Raw genomic sequence first — 22,596 nt, 5'->3', positions numbered from 1 at the left:
ATCATCGAATGAACGACCGGCTTCGCCAGAAGATCGATTCCATCCGGCAGAGCCTGGAATCGGGACCCGATTCCTATATGTTCGCCGAGTTCAATCCCGGCGCGTCCGGCTCCGCGGACGTCCTCACCGGCCTTCCGCCGGAGCTGCGGGATCTGCTGCTGGTGACCGACGGCCTGTACGCCGGCGTCATCACCGTCCACTCCACCCGCACCATCGGCGCCAACCAGTTCTACTGCGACGACCTCGACGGTGGCCGTGACGCCTGGGTGTGCTTCGGGGGGAACATGGACTTCCCCTTCATGGTCGAGCGCGCCACCGGGGCGGTGTGGTGGTTCCCCGAGATGGACGCCGAGTACGCCTTCGACTCCCGCTTCGAGCGGCTGACCGGGGGTATCGACGACTTCATCGACCGGTACGTCCTCGGCCCGGGCTACGCCGAGCAGATCCCCGCTCCGCCCGAGGACCGCTGGTACGACTTCCTCGTCGCCCAGGGACTCATCACTGAGGGAGCCTAATGCTCGAATATCAGGACATGGTGCGCCTGTGGGGTGAGGACGGGCTCCTCTACCTGCCCCCGGACCGCGTCGAGCGGATGACGTTCGACCTGAGCGCCCTGCCGCCCGAGGCCGCCATACCGGCCCAGGTGCCGCTGCTGTTCACCGCATACGTCGAGGGCGACTTCGAGCTCTTCAACGTCCTCGAAATACAGGTCGGCGAGAACGAGCCACTCGGTCTCCTCGTCCTCGGCGCCGTCCCGGACGAGAAGATGTACTACTGCCTGGACGGTGACAGCGGCGCGGTCATGCTCCTCGACCTCGGCGACACCACCGGGCTGGAGGTCGTCAACTCCACGCTCGGCGCCTTCGTCGAGTTCCTCTACCATCTCGAACGCCTCATCCGCGCCGACCAGGGAAAGGCCACCCGCGCCCTGCCCGCCGCACGGCTCCGGGAGGAGCTGAGCGCCCTCGACCCGGCCGCCTTCACCGACACCGAGTCCTGGTGGAACGTCGCCTTCGCCCAACTGGAGGGCCGCACCTGACGGAGCGGCCTCGCGTCGCACGAAGTTCTGTGCCGCGAAGCCGCCCTGTGGATGCCTGCCATGATGGGGGCTATCCGACCGTCGGTCGATGCCCCGTTGTCTCTTCAGGTTCGCTCACCGCTCACAGAACGGAGGCCTTCGCATGGGTGAGAACAGAGTCGCCGACCTCCTGAACGGCCCGAGCCCCGCCCCTGCCCCGGCCGCCGGCCACCCCGCCACGCCGCCGGGAGGCGCAACACCGACCCCGTCTCCCTCCCCGCAGGCGCCCCCGGCGCCGCCCGGCAAGACGAGCGGGGAGGTGCGGTTCTCACCGGACGAACTGAAGAAGCTCGGCGCCGCGGTGGAGAAGGAGCTCATGGAGCTGTTCAAGCAGGCGCGCTACAAGCTCGACGCCGAACCCCGCGACGCCCAGCCCGACGCGTACACCATGTTCGCCATCTCGGCCGCCCTGACGTACACGCAGATGATCGAGTTCGCCGACCAGGACCTCATCGACAAGAGCAAGCACGCGATGGACATCAACGACAGGCTCGTCAAGACGGCCGGCATCCAGGACGAGGCCGAGCGCCAGTCGACGCTTGAGGGGATCTGATGGCGGCCGAGGCACTGGACGCCGCGGAGGGCCTGGCGAAGGCGGCGTTCTTCGAGTCGCTGTGGGTGTCGGTGATCATTCCGGCCGCGATCCCGATCGTGCCGATCGTCTACCAGGCGCAGGGGAACCCCGGCAAGCTGTGGCGGGCGGCCGACGGCTGGAAGGACATGGTCGACCAGCTGGAGAAGGCGCAGCAGAAGATCGAGGAGCTGACGCGGCGCGTCTCCACGAGCGCCTGGGAGGGTGACGACCGCACCGCCTTCGACGGCAAGATGGACGACTACTCCGACCAGCTCGACTTCTCCATCGTCATGGCGTGGTCGGTGATCGTCGCGCTGTACATCCTCGCCGTCCTGATCGGCGTCTTCATCTACCTGATGTTCATCATCATGACGCTGCTGGCGATCTTCGCAACGGCGATCTGCATCGCGGCCGGGACCATCGTCGGCGCGCCCGCCGCGCTGGAGCTGGAGGCCCAGGCGAACCAGTTCGCGTCCATGGCCTACAAGGTCCTCAACGTCAGCTCGACGATCATCGAGAAGATCTCGGTGGGCGCGGCCGCGGTCTGGGGCGTCTTCCTCGGCACGAACATGGTCGGCCAGCTGTTCAACGGCAACTCCGAGGTCTTCGCGACCTTCGGGAAGGCGACGATGAACGGCGCCGACGACATGCTCAAGGGCGCTCTCGCCTACCTGCTGACCAAGCGGACGTCGGAGGTCTTCGGCGCGAACCCGGCGACCGGGCTGGGCGTTCCGCTCACCTCCCGGGTGGCGCCGCTGACGGTCCCCGAGAAGCTCGCCGCCACGCTCGGGACGGCGGACACCCTCAACGGAGGCAACATCCTCGCCACCCCGTGGGCGAACTGGGGCGACTCCTACGGCTCGGAGGACGACGCGGGCAAGAAGTACGTCGACAAGACCCAGCCCCACCGCTGACGCTCAGGAGGACAGGCCCTGCCCGGGATCCGTCCCCGCGGGCCGCGCACCCGGGGCGTCCGCCCGCGTGTTCCCTCCCGCGTTCTTTCGCGCGACGGCTCGCTGCCGGTAGGAGACGTAGCCGAAGAACGCGGCCACGAGCAGCACGAGGGCGGGACCGTACACGAGCCGCAGGGAGAACGTCGCGGCATGGGACGCGGAGGCGCGTACGGGGACGGTCTTCCCCTCGTCGCCCTCTCCCGCCCCGGCGATCCGGCCGTGGTGCTCGGTACCGTCCGGCAGGGTCCACGTCCCGCCGCAGACCAGCGGCCTCCGGCCGGGATCGTCGCAGCGCTCCACCGCCGCCTTCGTCGGTGTGCCGGTCGCGTACCACCACAGCGGCCGCGCGAGGACCACCAGGCCCACCAGCGCGGCGGCTCCCAGGACGGCGATGTTGAGCCACGCGCGGGAGCCCGCGCCGGCGGGGGGAGAACCGCTCCGGGCCGGCCGCCTCATCAACGGCCGCCCGCCGGTCCGGACGGCGAGCCGTCCCCTTCCAGATGCCTGATCCAGCGGGGGAGCATGCGCCGCGGGGGATGGATCGCGTAGACACCGGCGACGAGCAGGCAGGCGATCGCCAGCGCGACACCGAGCAGCGCCAGGCCGGCCGGGATCGGGTCCAGCAGGAAGTCCAGCCCCACCAGGCCGGCCATCAGCAGGGCGGCGGCCGCGAACCACGGCGCCGCCAGCGGCATGAAGGTCACCCGGAACCGGCCCGGGTACCACGACCGCCAGCGCCCGGTGTAGGCCAGCACCCCGGCCACCACGGCACCGGCCAGGAAGACCAGCAGGGCGGCGACGATCAGGGCCCGCGTCCCGGAGTCGTCGGACACGCGCCGCCGCAACGGCTCCGCGGCGAGCACCGCCTCACCCCACCGGGCCGTCATTTGCCGGTGTCCCGGAGGCCGAGCTTTCGGTGCAGCTCGTCCATCATCTGCTGGGACTGGCGCCCGGCCTGCTCGAAGACGCCCTGCATGTCGGTGAGGGACTTCTTCAGCGCGTCCTGGTCCTTGAGCACGTCCATCGGGTTCTCGGTGCCGCCGAACTGGTCGGCGGTGATCTTCTGCACCTGCGCGTCGAGGTCCTGGCGGGCGCGCCGGGCCGTCTCCTGGAGCGTGGCCGCCAGCTCCTCCGACCCCATCCGCATCGCCCTGGGGTCGATCTTGATCTCGGCGAGCGGGTCCTCGGCCGTGCTCGTCACGCTGATGCGGCCGTCCTGCGACTCCGCGCGGCCCTGAAGCCCCGCCATCTGCTCCCGCACCGCGGCGAGTTTGGCCATCCGCTCCTGCGACTGGCGCAGCAGGTCGCCGAGGTCGAGGCCGTCCGGTCCGAACATCGTGGTCTCCGAGTTCTGTAGGTTCTCCGCCGCCTGGCGACGATTGGTGTTCCCACTGGTCTGGGCGTGGCGCCGGGCGTCCGATTCGCTTTAGCGTGCTGTCCTGAAAGCCGGGGGACGCACTTTATCCGTATGATGTCGGGCTGCGACGACTGACGGCCAGAGGGGAGCCCGGTCCAGTGAGCACGGTACTGGTGCGGCGCAAAGAACGCCGGAAGCCGCCGGAGATGCCACGGGGCGAGGTCCTGCTGGAATCACCGCCCGAGCTGCCTGAAATCACCACCGACGGGTTCCGCAGCGTGCTCATGTACCTGCCGATGGCGGCGGGCTCGGGCGCGATGGCGTTCATGTTCCTGAACCCCAACTCCAACCCGCTGCAGATGGTCGCGGGCGGGATGATGGGCCTGTCGATGTTCGGCATGATGTTCAGCCAGGTCGGCCAGAAGTCCGGCGAACGCAAATCGAAACTGAACAGCGAACGGCGCGACTACCTGCGTTATCTCGGGCAGGTCCGGACAAAGGTGCGCAAGGCCGCCACCCAGCAGCGCGAGGCCCTGGAGTGGTACAACCCGGACCCGACGCGGCTGTGGTCGATCGTGATGAGCTCCCGGCTGTGGGAGCGGCGCGCCGAGGACGGCGACTTCGGCCAGGTGCGGGTCGGGGCGGGCCCGCAGCGGCTCGCCGTCCAGCTGATCGCGCCGGAGACCAAGCCCATCGAGGACCTGGAGCCGATGAGCGCCGGCGCGCTGCGGCGCTTCATCCGGACGCACTCGACCGTCCCGGCGCTGCCCGTCGCGATCAACCTCCGCTCGTTCTCGCGGATCTTCCTGTCCGGGGACGTGGAGGCGGGGCGGGCCATGCTCCGCGCCATGCTCATGCAGATCGCGACGTTCCACTCCCCCGACGACGTGCAGATCAGCGTCTGCACGTCCCAGGAGCACCTTCCGCACTGGGACTGGGTGAAGTGGCTGCCCCACGCGCTGCACCCCACCGAGCACGACGCCGCGGGGCAGATCCGCAGGATCGCGCCGACGATGTCGGAGCTGGAGGTCCTGCTCGGGCCGGAGGTGAAGGACCGCTCCCGGTTCGTGGCGGGCCGTCCGTCCGGTGAACTGCCGTTGCACGTGGTCGTGGTGGACGGCGGCATGGCGTCCTACGACTCGCAGCTCGCCGCCGACGGCATCGAGGGCGTCTGCGTCATCGACCTCGGCCAGACCGTCGGCTTCACCACCGAGGGCGGGACGCTGCGGCTGAACGTCGCCGCCGGCAAGGTCCACATGCTGAAGAAGGACCGGGCCGGCAAGGACGTCCCGTCCTCGATCGGCGCCCCCGACGGTGTGAGCATCCCGCAGGCGGAGAGCCTCGCCCGCCAGCTGTCGCCGTTCCGCAGCAGCACGAACGACACCACCGAGGAAGAGGACGTCCTGTCGGGCAACATGACGCTGACGTCCCTCCTCGGCGTCGAGAACCCGTACGAGGTCGACCCGGCGCGGGTGTGGCGGCCGCGCGCCCAGCGCAACCGGTTCCGGGTGCCGATCGGGCTGGACGCCGACGGGCGCCCCATCGAACTCGACATCAAGGAGTCGGCGCAGGGCGGCATGGGACCGCACGGCCTGTGCATCGGCGCCACCGGTTCCGGCAAGTCGGAGCTGCTGCGCACGCTGGTGCTGGGCCTCGCCATGACGCACGCGCCCGACATCCTCAACTTCGTCCTCGTCGACTTCAAGGGCGGCGCGACGTTCCTCGGGATGGACGGCCTGGAGCACGTCTCCGCCATCATCACCAACCTGGAGGACGAGCTCCCGCTGGTCGACCGCATGTACGACGCGCTGCACGGCGAGATGGTGCGGCGGCAGGAGTACCTGCGGGCCATGGGCAACTACGCCTCGCTGCGCGACTACGAGAAGGCCCGGCTGGACGGCGCCGACCTGCCGCCGATGCCGACGCTGTTCCTGGTCCTGGACGAGTTCTCCGAACTGCTGTCCGCCAAGCCCGACTTCGCCGAGCTGTTCGTCATGATCGGACGGCTCGGCCGGTCGCTCGGCGTCCACCTGCTGCTCGCCTCGCAGCGCCTGGAGGAGGGCAAGCTGCGCGGCCTCGACACGCACCTGTCCTACCGGATCGGCCTGCGGACGTTCTCGGCGATGGAATCGCGGGTCGTCCTCGGCGTCCCCGACGCCTACGAACTGCCCCCCGCGCCCGGTAACGGCTACCTGAAGTTCGCGACCGAGCCGATGGTGCGGTTCAAGGCGGCGTACGTGTCGGGCCCGGTGGACGAGCAGCCCCACAAGCAGGACACCGGCCGGCAGACCGGCCAGGTCGCCGCCCAGGTCGTCCCGTACCTGGCGAACTACATGCGGCCGCAGGTGGTCGAACAGCCGGACGCGCCCGCACCGGAGCCGGAGGAGAACAAGTCCAAGGATGCGCTGTTCGACGTGGTGGTCCGGCAACTGGCCGGCCACGGCGCGAAGGCGCACCAGATCTGGCTGCCGCCGCTGGACGAGCCGCCCGCGCTGAACGAGATGCTCCCGCCGCTGCAGGTCACCCGCGAGTACGGGCTCACGACGGCCGGCTGGGAGGGCCGCGGCAAGCTCTACGCCATGGCGGGCATCGTCGACAAGCCGTTCCACCAGCGCCGGGACCCGTACTGGCTGGAGCTGTCCGGCGGCGCCGGCCACGTCGGCATCGCCGGCGGTCCGCAGAGCGGCAAGTCGACCACGATCCGGACGCTGATGGCGTCCCTCGCCCTCACCCACACCCCCGCCGAGGTGCAGTTCTACTGCCTCGACTTCGGTGGCGGCGCGCTCGCCGCGCTGGCCGACCTGCCGCACGTCGGCGGGATCGCCACCCGCCTGGACGCCGACCGGGTCCGCCGGACGGTCGCCGAGGTCAGCGGGCTGCTGGAGCAGCGCGAGCGGGAGTTCGCCGAGCGCGGCATCGACGGCATCGCGACCTACCGGCGGATGCGCGCGTCCGGCGAGCACCCCGGCGACGGCTACGGCGACGTGTTCCTCGTCGTGGACAACTGGCTGACGCTCCGCCAGGACTACGAGGCCACACAGGACACCATCACCCAGCTCGCCGCCCGCGGCCTCGGGTACGGGATCCACATCATCGCCTCGTCCAACAAGTGGACCGAGTTCCGCAGCAACATCCGCGACCTGTTCGGCACCAAGCTGGAGCTGCGGCTCGGCGACCCGTACGAGTCGGAGATCGACCGGAAGCTCGCCGACAACGTCCCCGAGGGACGTCCCGGCCGCGGCCTGTCCCGCGACGGCTACCACTTCCTCACCGCCGTCCCCCGCCTCGACGGCGGCGGCGCCGACGAGTCGCTGAACGACGGCGTCCTCAAGATGGTGCAGGCGGTCAACGAGGCGTGGACCGGCCAGCGCGCCCCGCAGGTCCGCATGCTGCCGGACGTCCTGCCGGTGTCGTCGCTGCCGACCCCGGCCGAGACCGGCATGCGCATCCCCATCGGCATCGACGAGGAGTCGCTCTCCCCCGTCTACCTCGACTTCACCCAGGACCCGCACTTCCTGGTGCTCGGCGACGCCGAATGCGGCAAGTCCAACCTGCTGCGGCACATCGCCACCGGCATCACCAGCCGCTACACCCCCGACCAGGCCCGCATCATCTTCATCGACTACGGACGCTCGCTGCTGGACGTCGCCAACACCGAACACCAGATCGGCTTCGGCGCCTCCGCGCCGGCGGCGACCTCACTGGTCAACGACATCCGCGGCGCGATGATGCAGCGGCTCCCACCGGCCGACCTGACCCCCGACCAGCTCCGCTCCCGCTCGTGGTGGACGGGCGCCGACCTGTTCCTCATCATCGACGACTACGAGATGGTCGCCACGTCCGACAACCCGCTGCGTCCCCTCGTCGAACTCCTCCCGCAGGCCCGCGACATCGGCCTGCACATCATCCTCGCCCGCGCCATGGGCGGCGCCGGCCGCGGCATGTTCGACCCGGCCATCACCCGCATCAAGGAAATGGCGTCGCCTGGCCTGCTGATGTCCGGCAACAAGGACGAGGGCATCCTGCTCGGCAACATCAAGCCCCACAAGCTCCCCCCCGGCCGCGGCTACCACATAGACCGCCGCACCGGCACCCGCCTAATCCAAACCGCCCACCGCGACGACCCCATTTCCTAGAGATCCTTCGTTAGACATAAAGACCGGCGAGCTCATCAAGACACACCACCAGGAGGTTTCGATGGCACCTTCCAAAGAGCTTCGCGCGCACGCAGAAAAGATCGCTGAGACCGCGGGAGAAATGTCCTCCGAACCGCTCTCCTATATGAAGGTGGCCCATGAGTACACCGAGAAGGCCTGCGACCTGAACCCCCTCGCCTTCGGCGTGATCTGCCACTTTCTCTTCTCAAGTTCCTACGAGAGCTCACGAAGCACCCTCTCTAACAGCATTGACGCGGGAGCCAAGCAACTCAAGACCGCGTCGGAGGGGCTGGTGAAGGTCGCCAACACCATTGCAAAGGCCGAGATCGCCAACTCCGCCGACACCAGAGCCAAGCGCGCTCCCAAGAGTCAATACACCAAACCTTCCAGCTCCTGGGGCTTTGCGCCGAAGGAAGGCGCCCTCACGGGTGCGGGCTGGGCGGGAGCCGGAATCGGCGCACTGCTCGCCAAGAACATAGCCATAGCCACGGCCAACGGAGCCTCAAAGACCCTTGCCCCTACCGCGATCGCGTCCACCATCCTCTGGGCGCTTTTCACGCCAATAGACAGCGATATACAAGAGGCGATCGGCGGCTGGAACGCAGCCAAAACCAATCTAGAAGGAGTGACTGGAGGCACCTGGGAAGGCATTGCCAAGACGCTCGACAAGAATTGGGAAGGCGACTCCAAGAGCGCATTCGACAACTGGGCCGAGATCTTCAAGAAAGAAGTTGAACAGACCGCCGCCGCCGCCGACAAGAACAGCCAAGCGCTGACCGAACTTGTTCAGCAACTGCACTTCATTCAGAACGCCATGTTCGGCTTCGCAATGATTTCTCTAGCGGCAATCATAGCCTTCTCGATTGGCGAGAACACTCCTTACGTCGGAATCTTCTTCAGGATCGCAAAGTTGATTCAGGGCGCAATCCTGTCGGCCGGAACCGCCGCCTCGGTCACGGCCGTCCTGGGGGTGGCCGGGATCGCCATCGGTCCGCTGCAGGACATTGCTTCGGCGGCGGGCCTGAACTTCGCCAAGCTGGAGGTCAACCTGGGCGGCGGGACGTCCTTCAAGGACATCAACATCGACTGGGCTCAGCCCACGGTTCCCGTTCCCCAGGCATAGTCTGCGAAGTAGACACAAATTCCATCAGAACCAGGAGAAAGAGTGGCAGGCACCGGAAACCCCGAACTCGACCGGGAAATCGACCGGATTCAGAAGCAAGTGAAGCAGGCACTCGCCGTCGTTGACCAACTCAGCGAACTCACAGGTGAGGCGGAGAGTGAGGACGGTTACATCCGGGTCACTGTGCAGCCCAACGGGATGCTCGACCGACTCGACATCAATCCGCGAGCCATGAAGCAAGGATCCGAAGCACTGTCCGAAGAGATCACCAAGACCATACTCGCCGCACAGCAGTCCCTGGCCACGAAGAGTCAGGAACTGATGGCGCCACTAACGGGGGATGTCACTCGGCTGGAAGAAATGGTTTCCAAGGGAACCATCCAAGAGGTCTCTGACCGTATCGAACAGAGTACCGCCGCCGTAGCCCGCTCAGAGAATCCTGCCCGGGCCGCAGCCGAGCAACTCGACAGACTTCGCAAGATGATGGGATAGCCGGACGCCGGTTCTTTAGGCGGTACGGCACCCACAACAGCAGCATCCGGTGAGGCTGATGCAATCTGATGTCTTCTACGCAGAGAAGAAACCGATATGGCAGTCCACCCTGGGGGCACTGGGGCTGGCAGTACTAATGGTCGCGGGCACCTTCCTCGGCCTGGATCCAGTCATTAGCTTTACGCTGATCATCTTCTTTTTCGTCCTTCTCGTCGGTGGCGTGCTCCTGCTCCCGTACGCCTACCATCCGATGGAGTTCCGGGTGGACGACGGGGGGATGGAGGTGAGAGCACGCGGCCAGGCGACTCGGATTCTCTGGACTCAGTTGGAGGAGGTTCGGATCGTTCAGGCACCCGGTCGCGCCAAGGGCGACTGGTTGATGGCTTGGCCCAAGCAAGCACCAATGCAACTGCCCTACCGCATGTACCACCCGGAATGGAGGTCGGAACACGCTGCGGTCAAAGTGTGCGAGCTGGGCGCTTTCAAGGAGGATGCCGAAACCATCAAAGCCGCCGTCCGCGGATCGGCGGGTCCATTGTGGAACGATTCCACCTCAATGCGTTGAGCGCCTGAGCGACATCGTCAGTCGAGCCGTCACCGTCACGGCGCCGGTAGTGGCCTCAGCAGAGCAGCGTCATGTCGTTAATCACGGACTTCACCAACACGGGCTGCGGTCCCCGCCGCTGCGATTCGGCCGTGCAGGGCAATCGATGTGGTCACTCGCCCGCCAACAGCCATCTTGGGATCCGGTCGTGCGCGGTCTTGACGTCTCGGACATGTGTCTGCCAGAGCATCAACCAACGCTCTGGTGGTCGGCAGCCGGGCGGTCTTCAATCAGAGCCCGTAGGGGCATACCAGTCCGTCATACTCCATCACGAGGCGGTACGTGATCAACGGAAGGGCGGAGTACTCGACGTGGAACATGAGCACCCGGCCGAGACGATTCGCGTCCTTGCCGACAAACACGAGGCACAGTGCGATGGGCCTCCTCAAGGGGGCCCGCTACACCCTCAACGGTGCTCCCCATGACATCAGCACGGACGCCTTCATGTTGTACGGCTTCGAACTGCGACGGCGCATGCCGTCATGACCGAGTGGGCGGATCAGGACCTCAAGGCCCGGGTCGAGGAACTCCACGACGTCCGGCAGAAACTGCACGTGGTCGCCCAGCGCCGTGATGGCGCGGAGGCTGCGAGCACCCTGAAGGTCTGAGCATGCAGTCGTTCTTGCCGCTGGTCGCCCTGGTCGCCGCCGTCGGCTGCCCGGTGGCCGCCCGGATCTGGTGGCGCAGGCGATGGGCCGGCCAGGCGGGCCTCGCCCGGCGGACGCCGGGCGTGAAGGGCGCACCGGAACTCCGGGTCACCCTGGGGCCGCGAGCCTACCGGTGGCCGTTCGCCATGGCGGTGGCCGGTCCGTTGATCGGCCTCGGTCTCTGCGCGTCCACATTGCCCACCAGCTACGCCGGCACGGTCGCGGGGCCCCTCATCGTCTACGGCGGCGGTGGCCTGATGGTCGGCCTGGTCGGTGTCATCTGGGCGCTCACCGTGCATAGGAGCCGTCTCATCGTCACCATCAGGGGGGACGGCATCGCGTTGCGCCACCGTGACGACGAGGCGACGATCCCGTCGAGCGCTGTGCACGCGGTCGGGCTGACCTGGCCGATCAGCGACCCGGTATGGACGACCTGGTACGACCCGGCGGCGGCACCCGGCATCGACACCGTGACCAAGGTCGGACGGCGAGACCAGAAGGAGGCGGTGGCCACGCTGCTGCGGGACCGTTCGCTGCCGGCCGGCTGGCTGGAGGCGGTGCACGCCGCGACCATCGAGATCCTCGGCGGTACCTGGCGCGTGCTGGACGACCGCGGCCAGGAGGTGCCAGGACCGTCGCCGCGTGCGCTGTTCGACGCCGACCGCGTCCTCGTGAACGGCGAAGGCCGCTACCGCAACGAACGCGGAGGCGCTCTCCTGGCCCAGGCCTGCGGCCGGCTGATGAAGAAGTCGACGGAGGGAGCGAGCTTCTTCGCCACCAACCCAAACAAGAGACGCAGGAGCATCGTCCTGCGCGATCCCCATGCGCGCACCATGCTCATCATCAACCGGATGCCCCGGACTCTGGGCAGGGAGCGTATGACCGTCCTCGACGCGGACGGGAACAGCCTCGGCGAACTCGGCGGGCGTGGGGAGATGTCTCTGCGCTCGGCCGGTGGCACGCTGCTCGGCACCGTCCACCAGGATGGAGGCCGCTATGCCGTCACCGACACCACCGGCCGGGAGGTCGCCTCCCTGCGGACGAAGAGCAAGGCCGACAACAGCCGCATGTGGCTGGAGTTCTCACCGGAGTGCCCAGAGCCGCTCCGCCCGCTCGCGCTCGCTCTGCCCATCGCCGTGCGCATCACCCGCCAAGTCTGAAGCGGCACCCACGATCGGCGACCGCCGACCCAAAGGTCAGTGGCGGCGGCGGGCGGCGGGAACGACCATGGCCGCGACGCCTAGGGCGGCGGCGATGGCGAGGGCCACGCCCGCGATGGCGAGGGCCATGTTGCGGCCGAAGCGGTCTTCGGGGACCGGCTGGTCGATGGAGACACGCTGGACACCGGCGGCGGGGGCGGTGCTGGCGTTCCCGCCGCCCGTGCCGACGGTGGTGACGGCCCGGAGCGGGTTCACCACGCCAGAACCGGTGCCTTGTACCTGGGCACCGTCGGCGGTCGACTCGATGCGCTGCTTGACCTGCTGGTAGTTCAGGTTCGGGTTGAAGGCGCGGACCAGCGCGGCGGTGCCGGCGACGTAGGGGGCCGCGAGGCTGGTGCCGTCGTCGAGCTTGTAGGAGTCGCGCGGCCAGGTGCTGATGACGGCCTGTCCGGGGGCGGTCACGGTGACCGGGGTGACGGTGTTGGAGAAACCGGCGAGTGTGCCGTCCTTGGAGAGGGCGCCAACGGAGATCACACCGGGGTAGCTCGCCGGGTAGGACTTCTGCGGGGTCTGCTTGGTCTGGTCGGTGAGGTTGCCGGCGACCGAGACGATCACCACGTCGTGCTTCTGTGCGTAGCGGACGGCCTGCCGCAGATCGGGCAGGTCGGGCGACTGGGACGAGACGTTGATGACCTTCGCGCCCAGGTCGACCGCCTTCCTGATCCCCTGCGCGGCCCACTCCGACCTGTTGCCCGTGGGCTTCACCGCCATCTTCACCGAGATGATCTCGGCCTGGGGGGCGACTCCGACGAACGGGATGCCCTTGTCGCGCATGTCCCGGGCGCCGATGATCCCGGCGACCGCGGTGCCGTGGCCGACGCAGTCCTGAAGGCCGCTCCTCGTCACGTCGTACGCCTTGACGTGCCCCCTCAGCTGCGGATGGCCGATGTCCACGCCGCTGTCGACGACGGCGACCTTGACGCCTTTGCCGCGGGTGTGCTCCCAGACGTCCGTGAAGTTCAGCCGTTCCTGCGGCCAGAGTTGACGCGGCAGCTCTTTCGCGGGACTGCCGTAGACCAGTTCCTCCGGGCAGCCCGCCGCCCTCGCCGGTGTCTCCCGGAGCGGAGGGACGAAGGCCGCGCCCAACGCGATGGCCGATGCGAGAGCGAGTGTCGACGAACGCCGCAGCACCGTTCCTCCAGACCCGAATCGCGGCAAGAGCAACACGAACCCTACCGGCATGCGCCGGGTCGGACATGCCGGCGTAATGGCATCTGGTGAATGCCGTCCATGGCACCGGTCCGTCACCAGCCGTGTCATCCAGACCGCCCACAAGAACAGGAGGCGATGATGGCCGAGTTCAGTCTCGGGCCGGAGTTCAAGCGCTTCCAGCGCGACATGCAGAAGCAGATGTGCGACTTCACCGAGGCGCAGGAGTCCATCCGGGCCACCATCCGGCGCGGGGGAGCCGCCGGCGGCCGCACCGTCACCGAGTGCACGGCGGAGGACGGTGTGACCAAGATCGACCTCGCCCCCGGGCGCTGCGGCGGCCGGTCGCGGAGCTCAGCGAGGCGATCCGTGCCGCGGTCAACTGTGCCGCCAGAACTTCCAGCGCAAGGTCCGTGAAGCGAGTACCGCCCTGTTCGACCTTCCGGCCGCCCCTCAGCCAAGACCATCGCCTCTCTCAACAAGATCGCCAACGGCTTCGCCGGGCAGATGCGGGACCTCGTCCACGAACTCGGCGTCCAGCAGCAGCGCGTGAGAGAGGCCATGGACGACTACAAGGGGCCCGGCTCTACCGGCCCGCGCTGGCCCGCAGCGCCGTTCCGCGCGCCCAGGTGTAGGGGTCCCGTCGTCCACGATCAGCGTGGCCCCGGCGCCTTTCATCAGGTCAGGTGGCGGACGAGGAAGATGACGGTGGCGACGACGAGCATGAGGGGGAGAGCCACTTTGTAGAAGTGGTCGAGCTGATCAGAGATGACGCCCGAACGGAAGGTCAGGCCGGTGCGAGTGCGGACAGGTGACCTGTACTCGGCGACGACCCTCCGCTGATATTCGGCATAAGCGGCGTGAAGGCCCGCGTGCCCCGGATACGGCTCGGGCACGGATTCGGGGGCGGAAGTGCCGCCCCAGGAAAAATGGAATTCGAGGGCGAACGCGACGAACGAGCCGACGATCATGGCGCGCCAGGCCCCGGTGAGCCGTTCGTCGAAGCCGAGGACGCCGTCGCGGCGTTCCGCCACCTGGACGCCCTCAGTGGTGACCCAGCGGGTGACGCGGGCGTCCTGCCCGTCGGGCAGGCGGGGGCGGCCGCCATCTTCCGGCGTCTCGTAGACCACGTTCAGGAGCAGCCGGCCGCCGGGGTCGAGGACACAGGCGGCGGGGGCCACCCGCATCCCCCGCTCATCGGTGTACGCCTCAAGTCCGCGGCCCCCGGCCGGCGCCTCCCGGACCAGTGAGTACCGGTCGTAGTCCACACGTCCAAGGACGGTTCCGTCAGCGTCCACGAGCGCGGTCTGCGGCGGGACGAAGTTGAGCTTCAGGTGCTCGGCGCGGTCGATGTAGAGCAGTGTCGAGCCGTCCGGCGCGGTGAGCGCGAACGTGAGCCGGGGGACGGCGACGGGGTCGGGCCGCAGAAGGTTGCCCCGGGGTGAGCGGACACGCGTCACCTCCGCGAGCCGGGCGAGCACGGAGCCGGTGCCCGCGTCCAGCACCTCGTATTGGGCGGCGAGGTTCAGGCGCAGGGCGGTGCTGGAGAAGGTCATTTGTCCCAGGGAGGTGTCTCATCCTTCGGGCCCTGTGCGAGAGAGCCCTCCTTGCTGTGTGCGGGAGGCAGGCGTTCACCTCCGGCTAGTTGATCATAGGGGGCAAATGGACCTGCCTACGGTCACCAATGGCCTGGCCGAAAATGGGGGTCAGGTGGCGGGGGGTCATCAGTTCCACGCCGATCAGCGACGCGAGGACGAGTGTGCGCAGCGGTTCGGGAAGCGGCCGGCCGGTGTCCTCGTATTACCATCGGGCGGATGCGATCGACGGCACCGGTTCCTCCAGATCCCGAGCAGCGCGTGGGGGCGCGGCGGTGGGTCGTGCCGGGGGCGGTTCTGGGGGTGGTCGCCGTCCTGGTGCCGGTGGTGTGGGTCGCGGGCGGGTTCAAGGAGACGCCGAAGCAGCCCGCGAAGAAGGCGGGAGATCCGCTCGACCTCGGGCTTTTCAGCGTGACCGTCCGCGACGCGCGGATCGGGCTCGCCGGCGGGATGTTCGGCAGCGGCGAGCAGCGGTTCCTCATCGTGCGGATGCGGGTGCTCAACAAGGGCAAGAAGACCATCTCGCTCGGCAGCGGCGGGCTGTCGGAGGGCGTCGTCGCGCGCACCGGGGCCGGCAAATGGGTCGAGCCCGAGCGGATCGACGGTGTCGCGGGCGGGGCGAAGACCGACACGACGCAGCCTGGGCTGCCGGTGGAGGCGTCCGCCATGTGGGGGATGGGCCCGGCGGACGCACCGGCGAAGCTGACCGTGGGGCTGCGCAAGTGGAAGTACGAGCACGGATTCACCGACAGCAGCTTCAACTGGATCGTCGATCCCAAGAGCGATGAACTCGTCGGCCGCCTCACGCTTGCGGTGAGCCCGCGGTGAACACGCGGGAGGTATTGCTGCGCGGCGGGGCCGGGCTCGGCGGGACGGTCCTGCTCGCCGGTGCGATGTGGCTGCACTCGGTCCGGCCCGAGGTCAGGGCGGGGGCGCTGGACCCGATCCGGACCGGCGGGACGATCGGCGAGCAGGTCACGACCCGCGACTTCAGCGTGCGGGTCGACAGGGTCGACGCGGCGCGGTCGGTGGAGCCGGGGTTCTCGCTCGGGGCCACACCCGCCGTCGGGACGGACGGCGTCTACCTCATCGTGCATCTCCGGGCGACGGCACGGTGGAAGCCGCTGCGACTGGCGTCGGCGGCGCTGGAGACGCCCGGCGGCTACACGTTCGGGCAGGACCCGCGGGCCAGGTCCGTCCTGCTGAACCAGCCGACGTTCGAGCCGATGATCTGGACGTCCACGAAACTGCTGTTCGAGCTGCCGAAGCAGCGGGTGGCCGGGGCGCATCTGGTCGTGGGCACCGGCGGGCTGCTGCCGCAGCTTTCCGCGGCGGCGGACATCGACCTCAAGCTCGACAAGGACCGGGCGGCCCGCCTGGTGCGGGGAGCGACCGATCGGTACAAGGTCAGGGCGGAGAACTCATGACGGCCTCCGTGACCCGGCCCGACGGGATTCCGCTGCCCGGACGGTCCCGGATGCGTCCCCTCGACCGGCGCATCGTGGAGGTGATCGCCCTCGTGTGCGCGATGTCGGCGCTCCTCGCCCTGCGGTGGGTGGACGAGACCGACAAGGTCCGGCGGTTCCTGAAACCGCCCGAGAGGGTGACGACCGTCCCCGAAGGCCGGACCGGCGTCCTGGCCGGCGCCAAGTGGAAGATCCTCGACCGGCGGACGGCCGGGCCGCTCGGCGGCGGGCGGGGCGATGTGGTCGAGCTGCGGCTCGATCTCGGCGTCCTCCCCTCGGACGACGCCAGCGCCAAGGCGGTCGGCTCCTACGGCCTGGCGTACCGGCTCCACGACGATGACGGCCGCGAATGGTCCGCGGCCGGGCTCACGACGGCCCGGCCCAAGGCGGGCGTCGCGATGCGCATCACCGTCAGGGGGACGGTGCCCCGTGCCAAGGCGGACTCGCTGGAGCTGCGGATTCAGGCGCCGAAGGAGACACGGAAGAAGCCGGGGGACCCACTGGCTTCGCTGCGTTTCTCTCGCTGACCCGCGCCATCACGAGGTTGAACGCCGCCGCCAGCAGGCACACGCGCAGGATCTCGAAGACCAGGCCCGTCCCGTAGCCGATGGCCGGCAGCCACTGCATCCACCACGTCACCTCGTGCGGGCCGATCAGCTCGTACACCAGCCGGCGGCCCGCGTCCTCCCCCACATGCAGCCCCGCGAACAGCAGGCAGAACGTGGCGAACGGCAGCACCCCGGACCGGCGGACGAGCCGCAGCCCGTACCAGGCGGGCAGCCACATCTCCCGGAACCCGCGTGTCAGCAGCTCGCGGGGGCTGTTCACCCGGTCGATCGCACCGGCCCGCGCCAGCCGCCGCGCCGCCCGGCTCCCGCCGAGGACGACCCGCTCGTCCCCCGCGTCCAGTCCGAGGATCACCCCGGCGATCACCAGCCAGATCAGCGCGCCGAGCACCGCGTCCTTGAACGGCCCCCACAGCCCGAAGGCCGGGCCCGCGAGGCCGGTCAGCCAGCCCCACGCCTCCCGCGCGGTGAACCAGTCGGCGCCCAGGTTGCGCAGGTGGTCGATGGTGAAGATGCCGAACAGCGCAAAGTTGATCTCCAGGAGGGCGACGAGGGCGCCGACGGCGCGGGGCAGCCGCTCCTCCAGCCGCCATTCCGCCAGCACCTTCAGCACGAACAGCCCGGCGGTGAGGCCGATCGCGAGACCGACGTGCTTCTCCAGCGACAGCAGCATCCCGGCGCCCTTGATCTGCCCTTCGAGGCCGCCTTCGGCGAGCCCGCGGCTCGCCGCCGCCGACGCGAACTCGCGCGCGTCCTCGCTCTGCAGGCCCCACGCCAGGTAGAAGATGACGAACGGGAGCGCCGCCCGGCCGATCGCGCCGAGCACCGGCTCCTCGTTGCCGACCGCCCAGGGCGTCAGGTCGCCGTCCGCCTCGCGCGCCTGCACCACGTCCAGGCCCTCCCGGACGCTGTGCACCATCAGCACCGTGACCGTCAGCGCGATCACCACGAGCAGGCCGATGGTGACGATCGGCGCGACGGACGCGGCCGTGCCCTTCATCATCCCGAGCCGGTAGCCCGCGTACATGGCGCCGTACCGGAGCAGCTCGCCCACGGTGAACCAGAGGGTCAGCGGCACGATGAACCGTCCCGCGAGCTTCAGTGCGGCCCACGGGAGGATCAGCGGGGAATGCGCGGACGGCCAGGACATCGCCGCTGATCGTAAACCGTCCGGGGTTCGTATGACGAAACCCCGCCGTCCGGTGGGACGGCGGGGTTCGCGGGACGGGCCCGGGTCAGATCTTCACTTCCAGGCCGGCGACCGTGCCGGTCGCGGCGGTGACGGCGGTGTCGACGCTCACCCCGCCGGCGGCGAGGACGCGGACGGTCCAGTCGCCGTCGGCGGCGAAGAACCGGAACACGCCCTCCTCGCCCGTGACCACCTCGGCGGTGAACTCGCCGGACGAGTCGAGCAGGCGGGCGTAGGCGCTGGACACGGGGGCGCCGTCACGGGTGACGGTGCCCTGGATGACGGCCTCGTTGGCCAGGTCGACGGTCGCGGGCAGGTGCGCCGTCTGCTCGGGTGCTGCGCAACCCTGGGTCATTGCTCCTCCAGCTCTGGGAAAGTGCGCGGGCTTACTTGGGGGCGCCGAGCTCGATCGGCACGCCGACGAGCGAGCCGTACTCGGTCCAGGAACCGTCGTAGTTCTTCACGTTCTCCAGGCCGAGCAGCTCACGCAGCGCGAACCAGGTGTGGGAGGAACGCTCGCCGATGCGGCAGTAGGCGATGGTGGCCTTGTTCAGGTCGACGCCGGCCTCGGTGTAGAGCTGCCGGAGCTCCTCGTCCGACTTGAACGTGCCGTCGTCGTTGGCCGCCTTCGACCACGGGATGCTGCGCGCGGTCGGCACGTGACCGGGCCGCTGCGACTGCTCCTGCGGCAGGTGCGCCGGGGCGAGCAGCTTGCCGCTGAACTCGTCCGGGGACCGGACGTCGATCAGGTTCTGCTTGCCGATCGCGTCCACGACCTCGTCGCGGAAGGCGCGGATCGCCAGGTCCTGGTCCTTGGCCTTGTACTCGGTCTTCGGACGGGACGGGACGTCGGTGACGAGCTCGCGGGACTCCAGCTCCCACTTCTTGCGGCCACCGTCGAGCAGCTTCACCTTGTCGTGGCCGTACAGCTTGAAGTACCAGTAGGCGTAGGCGGCGAACCAGTTGTTGTTACCGCCGTACAGGATCACCAGGTCGTCGTTGGCGATGCCCTTGGCGGACAGCAGCTGCTCGAACCCGGTCTTGTCCACGAAGTCGCGGCGGACCGGGTCCTGCAGCTCGGTCTTCCAGTCGATCTTCACGGCGCCACGGATGTGGCCCTTGTCGTAGGCGGACACGTCCTCGTCGACCTCGACGAGGATCAGGCCCGGGTCGTCCAGGTGGGACTCGACCCAACTGGTGTCCACCAGGACGTCTGAGCGGCTCATACGGGAACCTCCCTCTCGGAGCGGACTTTCGCGGTGATACGTCGGAACAGCAGGTACATCTCGCAGCCGAGGCAGAACCCGAACACCGCGTTCAGGAACGCCGCCGCCAGTGCGAGGGCGGTGGCACCGATGCCGAGCCAGGTGGTCCCCGTCCCGTAGCCGACCGTTCCGGCCAGGGCGAACGCGAGGCCGACCCCCTGTGCGAAGCGGGGCGCGGCGGCGTCCTCCAGTTCCCTGGGCGGAGCGAGCCGGGGACGGATCAGCACTGCGAACGCCAGTCCGTACGGGGCGTACCGGAGGCCGAGGAAGGTCGCGACGGCGAACACGACGGCCTGAGCGGCGAGCAGGGCCCAGCTTCCGGTCACCAGCACCACGATGAGGACGACTGCCGTGACCGACGCGCCGAAGCGCTGCCCACGCGGATCAACCTGCATTGGGGTACTCCTGGCGGAGTGGAAGCGTGCGTACGAGCTGGAAGTGGAAAATGCTCGGGGGCGGAGGGGCTCGATGCCTCAGGCCATGCGACAGAGCGAGGCGGCCACGCGGCAGAAGTCGACCGCGCGACGCTTCGTGAGCATCTGCTCTGTCCAGTAACGCACGGACACGATGTTAAGCGGCATTCCAGTGCCTGTCACATCCGTCTCGTCTTCCGAGACAGTGAGCGCAGGTCGCGGGCTCACTGGATGGCCTCGCCCAGGGCCGCGACGACGTCGGGCTTGCGGGGCGCTCCGGTGGCGCGGCGGACGACGCGTCCGGCGGCGTCCAGGACGAGGACGGTCGGGGTCCGCACCACGTTCAGCCGGCGGACGAGTTCCAGGTGCGACTCGGCGTCGAGCTCGACATGCGCGACACCGTCCACCATCTCGGCCACCTCGCCGAGGACGCGGCGGGTCGCGCGGCAGGGTGCGCAGAACGCGCTGGAGAACTGCAGGAGCGTGGCCTTCTCACCGAGTTCGGCGCCCACGTCGTCCGGCCGGACGGTCTCCGGCATCTCGCCGCCCTTCTCCCGCCGCGTACGCAGCACACCGTCACGGCGCCGGCGGACGAGGCCGAACACCGTGGCCGCGGCGAGGACCGCCGCCGCGATCAATGCTCCGGTCATCGTCATGCTCAACCCCGGCGGGACGCGGCTTCTTCCGTTCGGGTGGTCATCGTGAAGCGACCCTCGTCCGCGGCCGGACCCGCACCACCGGCAGGTACGCGTCGCCGGGCGGGTTCAGCTGGCCCCGCCCTGCTTCTGCGCCGACTGGAGATCGTTCAGCCGGACGTTCTGGGCGGTCGCGGAGACGCGCAGCCCGTCCGGTGTCGGCCGGATCTCGCTGATCCGCGACCCGACGGGCAGGTCCGAGACCGGCACGACCCAGGTGAGCTGCTGTTTCACCGCCACCAGCGGGATCTGCACGGCGCCGTCCGACCCGACCGACACCGGCGAGATCGCGATGCCCTTCGCGGTCGGCTTGACCTGTACGACCGCGGTGCCGGAGAGCGGGAAGCCGAGGATGCTGCCGGTGAGGTCGACCGAGAGGTCGTCGCCCTTCGGCCCGATCCGCTTGACCTCCTTCGGCGCCTCCTTCTGGATCACGGCGTAGGGGACGACGGCGGACGCGGTCGCCGTCCGCGCGGTCACGTTCGCGGCGCTGCCCTGGCTGACCTCCGACAGCGGCGCGTTCACCCCCCGCATGTCGACCTTGACGCCGCTGACGGTGACGCCCCGTTCCGTCCAGTCCCCGATGGAGACCTCGATGTGCTCGTACTCGCCGCCCACCGCCTGCGTCAGGAACGGAAAGCCGTGGATGGTGACGTCCGGCTGCTGCCGCAGGTTGTACTGCGCGGCCACCTGCCGGCCGATCTGGTCCTGCGCGACCCGCACGCCGATCCGGTCCGCGGCGACCAGCACCACCGCCGCGAAGATCAGCAGGACCAGCAGCACTTTCCGCATGTTTCTCCTTCGGGCTTCGGCATGCGATTCGCCACACTTTATGCGCAGACGCCCCCATACCGAGTCGCGCCGGAGAATGACCTTGCGTCACCCGCCCGCGAACGGCGGCAGAACCTCGACGACCCCGCCCTCGGGCAGCGGGACGGACTCGTGCGGGCGGCTCCCGACCGGATCCCCGTCGATGAGGAACGAACTGCGCCGCACGACCCGCGCGAACTCCTCGCCCCGCCTCGCCTTGGCGTCGGCGACCGCCTCCGCCAGTGTCCCCGCCTCGTACGGCTCCTCATGCGTCCCGGCCGCCGCCTTGGCCGCCGCCCAGTACCGCATCGTCCCCTTCGCCATGGTTCCAGTCTCGCAGGCCGTCCCCCGCCCGCGGACACGGCTCGGTTATCCTCGGGGTGAGGGATCCGGGCGACGAGGCCATGGAGTTCATCCGGAAGGCCCTTCATGGCCGCCTCGTTCTTCGAGCCGCCGGCCGTTGCCGAGGCTGGAGGATGAGCCGTCCGGGTCCTACGTCTTTGGGACGGGAGACGGCACTTGAGCAGCCTGCTCTTGCTGACCAACGCGTTGGAGCCCTCCGACGAGGTCCTACCGGCGCTCGGACTTCTGCTGCACTCCACGCGGGTCGCCCCCGCCGAGGCGTCCGCGCTCATCGACGCGCCACCGGCCGACGTCCTGCTGGTGGACGCCCGCCGCGACCTCGCCCAGGCCAAGAGCCTGTGCCGCCTGCTGCGCACCACCGGACTCGACTGCCCGCTGCTCGCCATCGTCACCGAAGGCGGCCTCGCCGCCCTCAGCCCCGAATGGGGCCTGGACGACGTCCTGCTGCAGACCGCCGGCCCCGCCGAGGTCGAGGCCCGCCTGCGCCTCGCCGTCGGACGCGCCGCGACGGCCGGCGAGCAGGAGGACAGCCCCGGCGAGATCCGCAGCGGCGACCTCAGCATCGACGAGGCCACCTACACCGCCCGCCTCCGCGGCCGCGTCCTCGATCTCACCTTCAAGGAGTTCGAGCTGCTGAAGTACCTCGCCCAGCATCCGGGCCGGGTCTTCACCCGCGCCCAGCTCCTCCAGGAGGTCTGGGGCTACGACTACTTCGGCGGCACCCGCACCGTCGACGTCCACGTCCGCCGCCTGCGCGCCAAACTGGGCGCCGAATACGAATCCCTGATCGGCACCGTCCGCAACGTGGGCTACCGCTTCGTCCCCGACCACCGCCCCGGCGACACCGAGGAAAAGGCCCCCGCCCGAACCTGATCCCCCT

General features: G+C 69.1%; 28 protein-coding genes. 15 read left to right on the top strand and 13 right to left on the bottom strand.

From position 1 onward, the window contains the following. The 4 genes from AF1_RS01910 to AF1_RS01895 form a co-directional block, all read left to right on the top strand. A partial coding sequence (locus AF1_RS01910) for a hypothetical protein (protein WP_217999796.1) occupies positions 1-515 on the top strand: 515 nt, incomplete at its 5' end. Then, positions 515-1,039: an SUKH-4 family immunity protein gene (locus AF1_RS01905; protein ID WP_067792941.1), complete on the top strand. Its 525-nt coding sequence runs from the start codon at positions 515-517 to the stop codon at positions 1,037-1,039. The genes AF1_RS01910 and AF1_RS01905, both read left to right, overlap by 1 nt. Before the next feature lie 142 nt (positions 1,040-1,181). Next, entirely contained in the window at positions 1,182-1,631 is a 450-nt protein-coding gene (locus AF1_RS01900) for a hypothetical protein (protein WP_131732297.1), read from the top strand. Then, positions 1,631-2,566 (top strand): hypothetical protein, encoded by a 936-nt coding sequence (locus tag AF1_RS01895; protein ID WP_067792935.1) that lies wholly within the window; start codon positions 1,631-1,633, stop codon positions 2,564-2,566. Before AF1_RS01900 ends, AF1_RS01895 begins: the two co-directional genes overlap by 1 nt. Before the next feature lie 3 nt (positions 2,567-2,569). Here AF1_RS01895 and AF1_RS01890 read toward each other — a convergent pair whose 3' ends face one another. The 3 genes from AF1_RS01890 to AF1_RS01880 are packed head-to-tail and all read right to left on the bottom strand — an operon-like array spanning position 2,570 to position 3,941. Then, positions 2,570-3,061 carry a hypothetical protein gene (locus AF1_RS01890; RefSeq protein WP_067792932.1) on the bottom strand — a complete coding sequence of 164 codons (492 nt, stop codon included), beginning with the start codon at positions 3,059-3,061 and terminating at the stop codon, positions 2,570-2,572. Further along, on the bottom strand, positions 3,061-3,492 hold the full coding sequence (locus AF1_RS01885; RefSeq protein ID WP_067792929.1) for a hypothetical protein: 432 nt from the start codon (positions 3,490-3,492) through the stop codon (positions 3,061-3,063). Before AF1_RS01885 ends, AF1_RS01890 begins: the two co-directional genes overlap by 1 nt. Next, positions 3,489-3,941 (bottom strand): YbaB/EbfC family nucleoid-associated protein, encoded by a 453-nt coding sequence (locus AF1_RS01880; RefSeq protein ID WP_067792926.1) that lies wholly within the window; start codon positions 3,939-3,941, stop codon positions 3,489-3,491. Before AF1_RS01880 ends, AF1_RS01885 begins: the two co-directional genes overlap by 4 nt. 179 nt (positions 3,942-4,120) lie before the next feature. Between AF1_RS01880 and eccCa the strand changes: the two genes are divergently transcribed. The 6 genes from eccCa to AF1_RS01855 all read left to right on the top strand — a co-directional run bounded on the left by eccCa (position 4,121) and on the right by AF1_RS01855 (position 12,145). Next, positions 4,121-8,098, top strand: a complete 3,978-nt coding sequence (eccCa, locus tag AF1_RS01875) for a type VII secretion protein EccCa (RefSeq protein ID WP_067792923.1) — start codon at positions 4,121-4,123, stop codon at positions 8,096-8,098. Between the two features lie 61 nt (positions 8,099-8,159). Continuing rightward, positions 8,160-9,242, top strand: coding sequence for a hypothetical protein (locus AF1_RS01870; RefSeq protein ID WP_067792920.1), 1,083 nt, complete (start codon positions 8,160-8,162; stop codon positions 9,240-9,242). A gap of 42 nt (positions 9,243-9,284) precedes the next feature. Continuing rightward, on the top strand, positions 9,285-9,734 hold the full coding sequence (locus AF1_RS01865) for a YbaB/EbfC family nucleoid-associated protein (RefSeq protein WP_067792916.1): 450 nt from the start codon (positions 9,285-9,287) through the stop codon (positions 9,732-9,734). Between the two features lie 58 nt (positions 9,735-9,792). After that, the gene (locus AF1_RS01860) at positions 9,793-10,299 is read left to right on the top strand and encodes a hypothetical protein (protein ID WP_067792913.1); all 507 of its coding nucleotides are present in this window, start codon (positions 9,793-9,795) and stop codon (positions 10,297-10,299) included. A gap of 521 nt (positions 10,300-10,820) precedes the next feature. Next, positions 10,821-10,946 carry a hypothetical protein gene (locus AF1_RS36105; protein WP_255218769.1) on the top strand — a complete coding sequence of 42 codons (126 nt, stop codon included), beginning with the start codon at positions 10,821-10,823 and terminating at the stop codon, positions 10,944-10,946. Between the two features lie 2 nt (positions 10,947-10,948). Continuing rightward, positions 10,949-12,145, top strand: coding sequence for a hypothetical protein (locus tag AF1_RS01855; RefSeq protein WP_067792910.1), 1,197 nt, complete (start codon positions 10,949-10,951; stop codon positions 12,143-12,145). A 36-nt stretch (positions 12,146-12,181) separates the two neighbouring features. On the opposite strand, the gene AF1_RS01850 is transcribed toward AF1_RS01855, so the two are convergent. Next, positions 12,182-13,336: a S8 family serine peptidase gene (locus AF1_RS01850; protein WP_067792907.1), complete on the bottom strand. Its 1,155-nt coding sequence runs from the start codon at positions 13,334-13,336 to the stop codon at positions 12,182-12,184. A 159-nt stretch (positions 13,337-13,495) separates the two neighbouring features. Between AF1_RS01850 and AF1_RS35600 the strand changes: the two genes are divergently transcribed. Continuing rightward, complete coding sequence (locus tag AF1_RS35600) at positions 13,496-13,771, top strand: hypothetical protein (RefSeq protein ID WP_174548808.1); 276 nt, start codon at positions 13,496-13,498, stop codon at positions 13,769-13,771. 260 nt (positions 13,772-14,031) lie between these two features. Here the strand turns inward: AF1_RS35600 and AF1_RS01840 are convergent, their stop codons facing one another. Continuing rightward, on the bottom strand, positions 14,032-14,910 hold the full coding sequence (locus tag AF1_RS01840; RefSeq protein ID WP_067792901.1) for a hypothetical protein: 879 nt from the start codon (positions 14,908-14,910) through the stop codon (positions 14,032-14,034). Positions 14,911-15,168: 258 nt separating this feature from the next. On the opposite strand from AF1_RS01840, the gene AF1_RS01835 reads away from it, so the two are divergent. Genes AF1_RS01835 through AF1_RS34020 form a run of 3 tightly spaced genes read left to right on the top strand, consistent with a single transcriptional unit; the run spans position 15,169 to position 16,942 of the window. Then, positions 15,169-15,777 carry a hypothetical protein gene (locus AF1_RS01835; protein ID WP_131732299.1) on the top strand — a complete coding sequence of 203 codons (609 nt, stop codon included), beginning with the start codon at positions 15,169-15,171 and terminating at the stop codon, positions 15,775-15,777. Then, a complete protein-coding gene (locus tag AF1_RS01830; protein ID WP_067792895.1) occupies positions 15,774-16,376 on the top strand; it encodes a hypothetical protein in 603 nt (200 codons plus the stop codon). The genes AF1_RS01835 and AF1_RS01830 overlap by 4 nt, the downstream gene beginning before the upstream one ends. Then, positions 16,373-16,942 carry a hypothetical protein gene (locus AF1_RS34020; RefSeq protein WP_131732300.1) on the top strand — a complete coding sequence of 190 codons (570 nt, stop codon included), beginning with the start codon at positions 16,373-16,375 and terminating at the stop codon, positions 16,940-16,942. Before AF1_RS01830 ends, AF1_RS34020 begins: the two co-directional genes overlap by 4 nt. Here the strand turns inward: AF1_RS34020 and AF1_RS01825 are convergent. From AF1_RS01825 to AF1_RS01795, 8 genes are all read right to left on the bottom strand, one after another. Further along, complete coding sequence (locus AF1_RS01825; RefSeq protein WP_067792891.1) at positions 16,827-18,131, bottom strand: hypothetical protein; 1,305 nt, start codon at positions 18,129-18,131, stop codon at positions 16,827-16,829. The genes AF1_RS34020 and AF1_RS01825 overlap by 116 nt on opposite strands. 85 nt (positions 18,132-18,216) lie before the next feature. Beyond that, on the bottom strand, positions 18,217-18,525 hold the full coding sequence (locus tag AF1_RS01820; protein ID WP_067792888.1) for a DUF1416 domain-containing protein: 309 nt from the start codon (positions 18,523-18,525) through the stop codon (positions 18,217-18,219). 31 nt (positions 18,526-18,556) lie between these two features. Further along, positions 18,557-19,396: a sulfurtransferase gene (locus AF1_RS01815; protein ID WP_067792885.1), complete on the bottom strand. Its 840-nt coding sequence runs from the start codon at positions 19,394-19,396 to the stop codon at positions 18,557-18,559. Then, on the bottom strand, positions 19,393-19,830 hold the full coding sequence (locus AF1_RS01810) for a DUF4395 domain-containing protein (protein ID WP_067792882.1): 438 nt from the start codon (positions 19,828-19,830) through the stop codon (positions 19,393-19,395). The genes AF1_RS01815 and AF1_RS01810 overlap by 4 nt, the downstream gene beginning before the upstream one ends. A 78-nt stretch (positions 19,831-19,908) precedes the next feature. Continuing rightward, the gene (locus tag AF1_RS36955) at positions 19,909-19,974 is read right to left on the bottom strand and encodes a putative leader peptide (protein ID WP_353819285.1); all 66 of its coding nucleotides are present in this window, start codon (positions 19,972-19,974) and stop codon (positions 19,909-19,911) included. A gap of 98 nt (positions 19,975-20,072) precedes the next feature. Next, positions 20,073-20,498 (bottom strand): TlpA family protein disulfide reductase, encoded by a 426-nt coding sequence (locus tag AF1_RS01805; protein ID WP_067792997.1) that lies wholly within the window; start codon positions 20,496-20,498, stop codon positions 20,073-20,075. Between the two features lie 114 nt (positions 20,499-20,612). Next, a complete protein-coding gene (locus AF1_RS01800; protein WP_067792879.1) occupies positions 20,613-21,335 on the bottom strand; it encodes an LmeA family phospholipid-binding protein in 723 nt (240 codons plus the stop codon). A gap of 87 nt (positions 21,336-21,422) precedes the next feature. Beyond that, on the bottom strand, positions 21,423-21,677 hold the full coding sequence (locus AF1_RS01795; protein ID WP_067792876.1) for a MoaD/ThiS family protein: 255 nt from the start codon (positions 21,675-21,677) through the stop codon (positions 21,423-21,425). 195 nt (positions 21,678-21,872) lie between these two features. Between AF1_RS01795 and AF1_RS01790 the strand changes: the two genes are divergently transcribed. Further along, a complete protein-coding gene (locus tag AF1_RS01790) occupies positions 21,873-22,589 on the top strand; it encodes a winged helix-turn-helix transcriptional regulator (protein WP_067792873.1) in 717 nt (238 codons plus the stop codon). Positions 22,590-22,596 lie beyond the last annotated feature (7 nt).

Origin of the sequence: Actinomadura formosensis NBRC 14204 (genome assembly GCF_001552155.1) — a bacterium.
Classification (GTDB): Bacteria; Actinomycetota; Actinomycetes; order Streptosporangiales; family Streptosporangiaceae; genus Spirillospora; species Spirillospora formosensis.
The sequence above is the reverse complement of the archived record's forward strand: the minus strand, read 5'-3'. Positions and strand labels throughout refer to the sequence as shown.

Bases quoted from the DNA above. Each gene is read 5' to 3' on its own strand.
- AF1_RS01905 (WP_067792941.1), top strand. From the start codon at position 515: ATGCTCGAATATCAGGACATGGTGCGCCTGTGGGGTGAGGACGGGCTC.
- AF1_RS01900 (WP_131732297.1), top strand. From the start codon at position 1,182: ATGGGTGAGAACAGAGTCGCCGACCTCCTGAACGGCCCGAGCCCCGCC.
- AF1_RS01895 (WP_067792935.1), top strand. From the start codon at position 1,631: ATGGCGGCCGAGGCACTGGACGCCGCGGAGGGCCTGGCGAAGGCGGCG.
- AF1_RS01890 (WP_067792932.1), bottom strand. From the start codon at position 3,061: ATGAGGCGGCCGGCCCGGAGCGGTTCTCCCCCCGCCGGCGCGGGCTCC.
- AF1_RS01885 (WP_067792929.1), bottom strand. From the start codon at position 3,492: ATGACGGCCCGGTGGGGTGAGGCGGTGCTCGCCGCGGAGCCGTTGCGG.
- AF1_RS01880 (WP_067792926.1), bottom strand. From the start codon at position 3,941: ATGTTCGGACCGGACGGCCTCGACCTCGGCGACCTGCTGCGCCAGTCG.
- AF1_RS01870 (WP_067792920.1), top strand. From the start codon at position 8,160: ATGGCACCTTCCAAAGAGCTTCGCGCGCACGCAGAAAAGATCGCTGAG.
- AF1_RS01860 (WP_067792913.1), top strand. From the start codon at position 9,793: ATGCAATCTGATGTCTTCTACGCAGAGAAGAAACCGATATGGCAGTCC.
- AF1_RS36105 (WP_255218769.1), top strand. From the start codon at position 10,821: ATGACCGAGTGGGCGGATCAGGACCTCAAGGCCCGGGTCGAGGAACTC.
- AF1_RS01855 (WP_067792910.1), top strand. From the start codon at position 10,949: ATGCAGTCGTTCTTGCCGCTGGTCGCCCTGGTCGCCGCCGTCGGCTGC.
- AF1_RS35600 (WP_174548808.1), top strand. From the start codon at position 13,496: ATGGCCGAGTTCAGTCTCGGGCCGGAGTTCAAGCGCTTCCAGCGCGAC.
- AF1_RS01840 (WP_067792901.1), bottom strand. From the start codon at position 14,910: ATGACCTTCTCCAGCACCGCCCTGCGCCTGAACCTCGCCGCCCAATAC.
- AF1_RS01835 (WP_131732299.1), top strand. From the start codon at position 15,169: ATGCGATCGACGGCACCGGTTCCTCCAGATCCCGAGCAGCGCGTGGGG.
- AF1_RS34020 (WP_131732300.1), top strand. From the start codon at position 16,373: ATGACGGCCTCCGTGACCCGGCCCGACGGGATTCCGCTGCCCGGACGG.
- AF1_RS01825 (WP_067792891.1), bottom strand. From the start codon at position 18,131: ATGTCCTGGCCGTCCGCGCATTCCCCGCTGATCCTCCCGTGGGCCGCA.
- AF1_RS01820 (WP_067792888.1), bottom strand. From the start codon at position 18,525: ATGACCCAGGGTTGCGCAGCACCCGAGCAGACGGCGCACCTGCCCGCG.
- AF1_RS01815 (WP_067792885.1), bottom strand. From the start codon at position 19,396: ATGAGCCGCTCAGACGTCCTGGTGGACACCAGTTGGGTCGAGTCCCAC.
- AF1_RS01810 (WP_067792882.1), bottom strand. From the start codon at position 19,830: ATGCAGGTTGATCCGCGTGGGCAGCGCTTCGGCGCGTCGGTCACGGCA.
- AF1_RS01805 (WP_067792997.1), bottom strand. From the start codon at position 20,498: ATGACCGGAGCATTGATCGCGGCGGCGGTCCTCGCCGCGGCCACGGTG.
- AF1_RS01800 (WP_067792879.1), bottom strand. From the start codon at position 21,335: ATGCGGAAAGTGCTGCTGGTCCTGCTGATCTTCGCGGCGGTGGTGCTG.
- AF1_RS01795 (WP_067792876.1), bottom strand. From the start codon at position 21,677: ATGGCGAAGGGGACGATGCGGTACTGGGCGGCGGCCAAGGCGGCGGCC.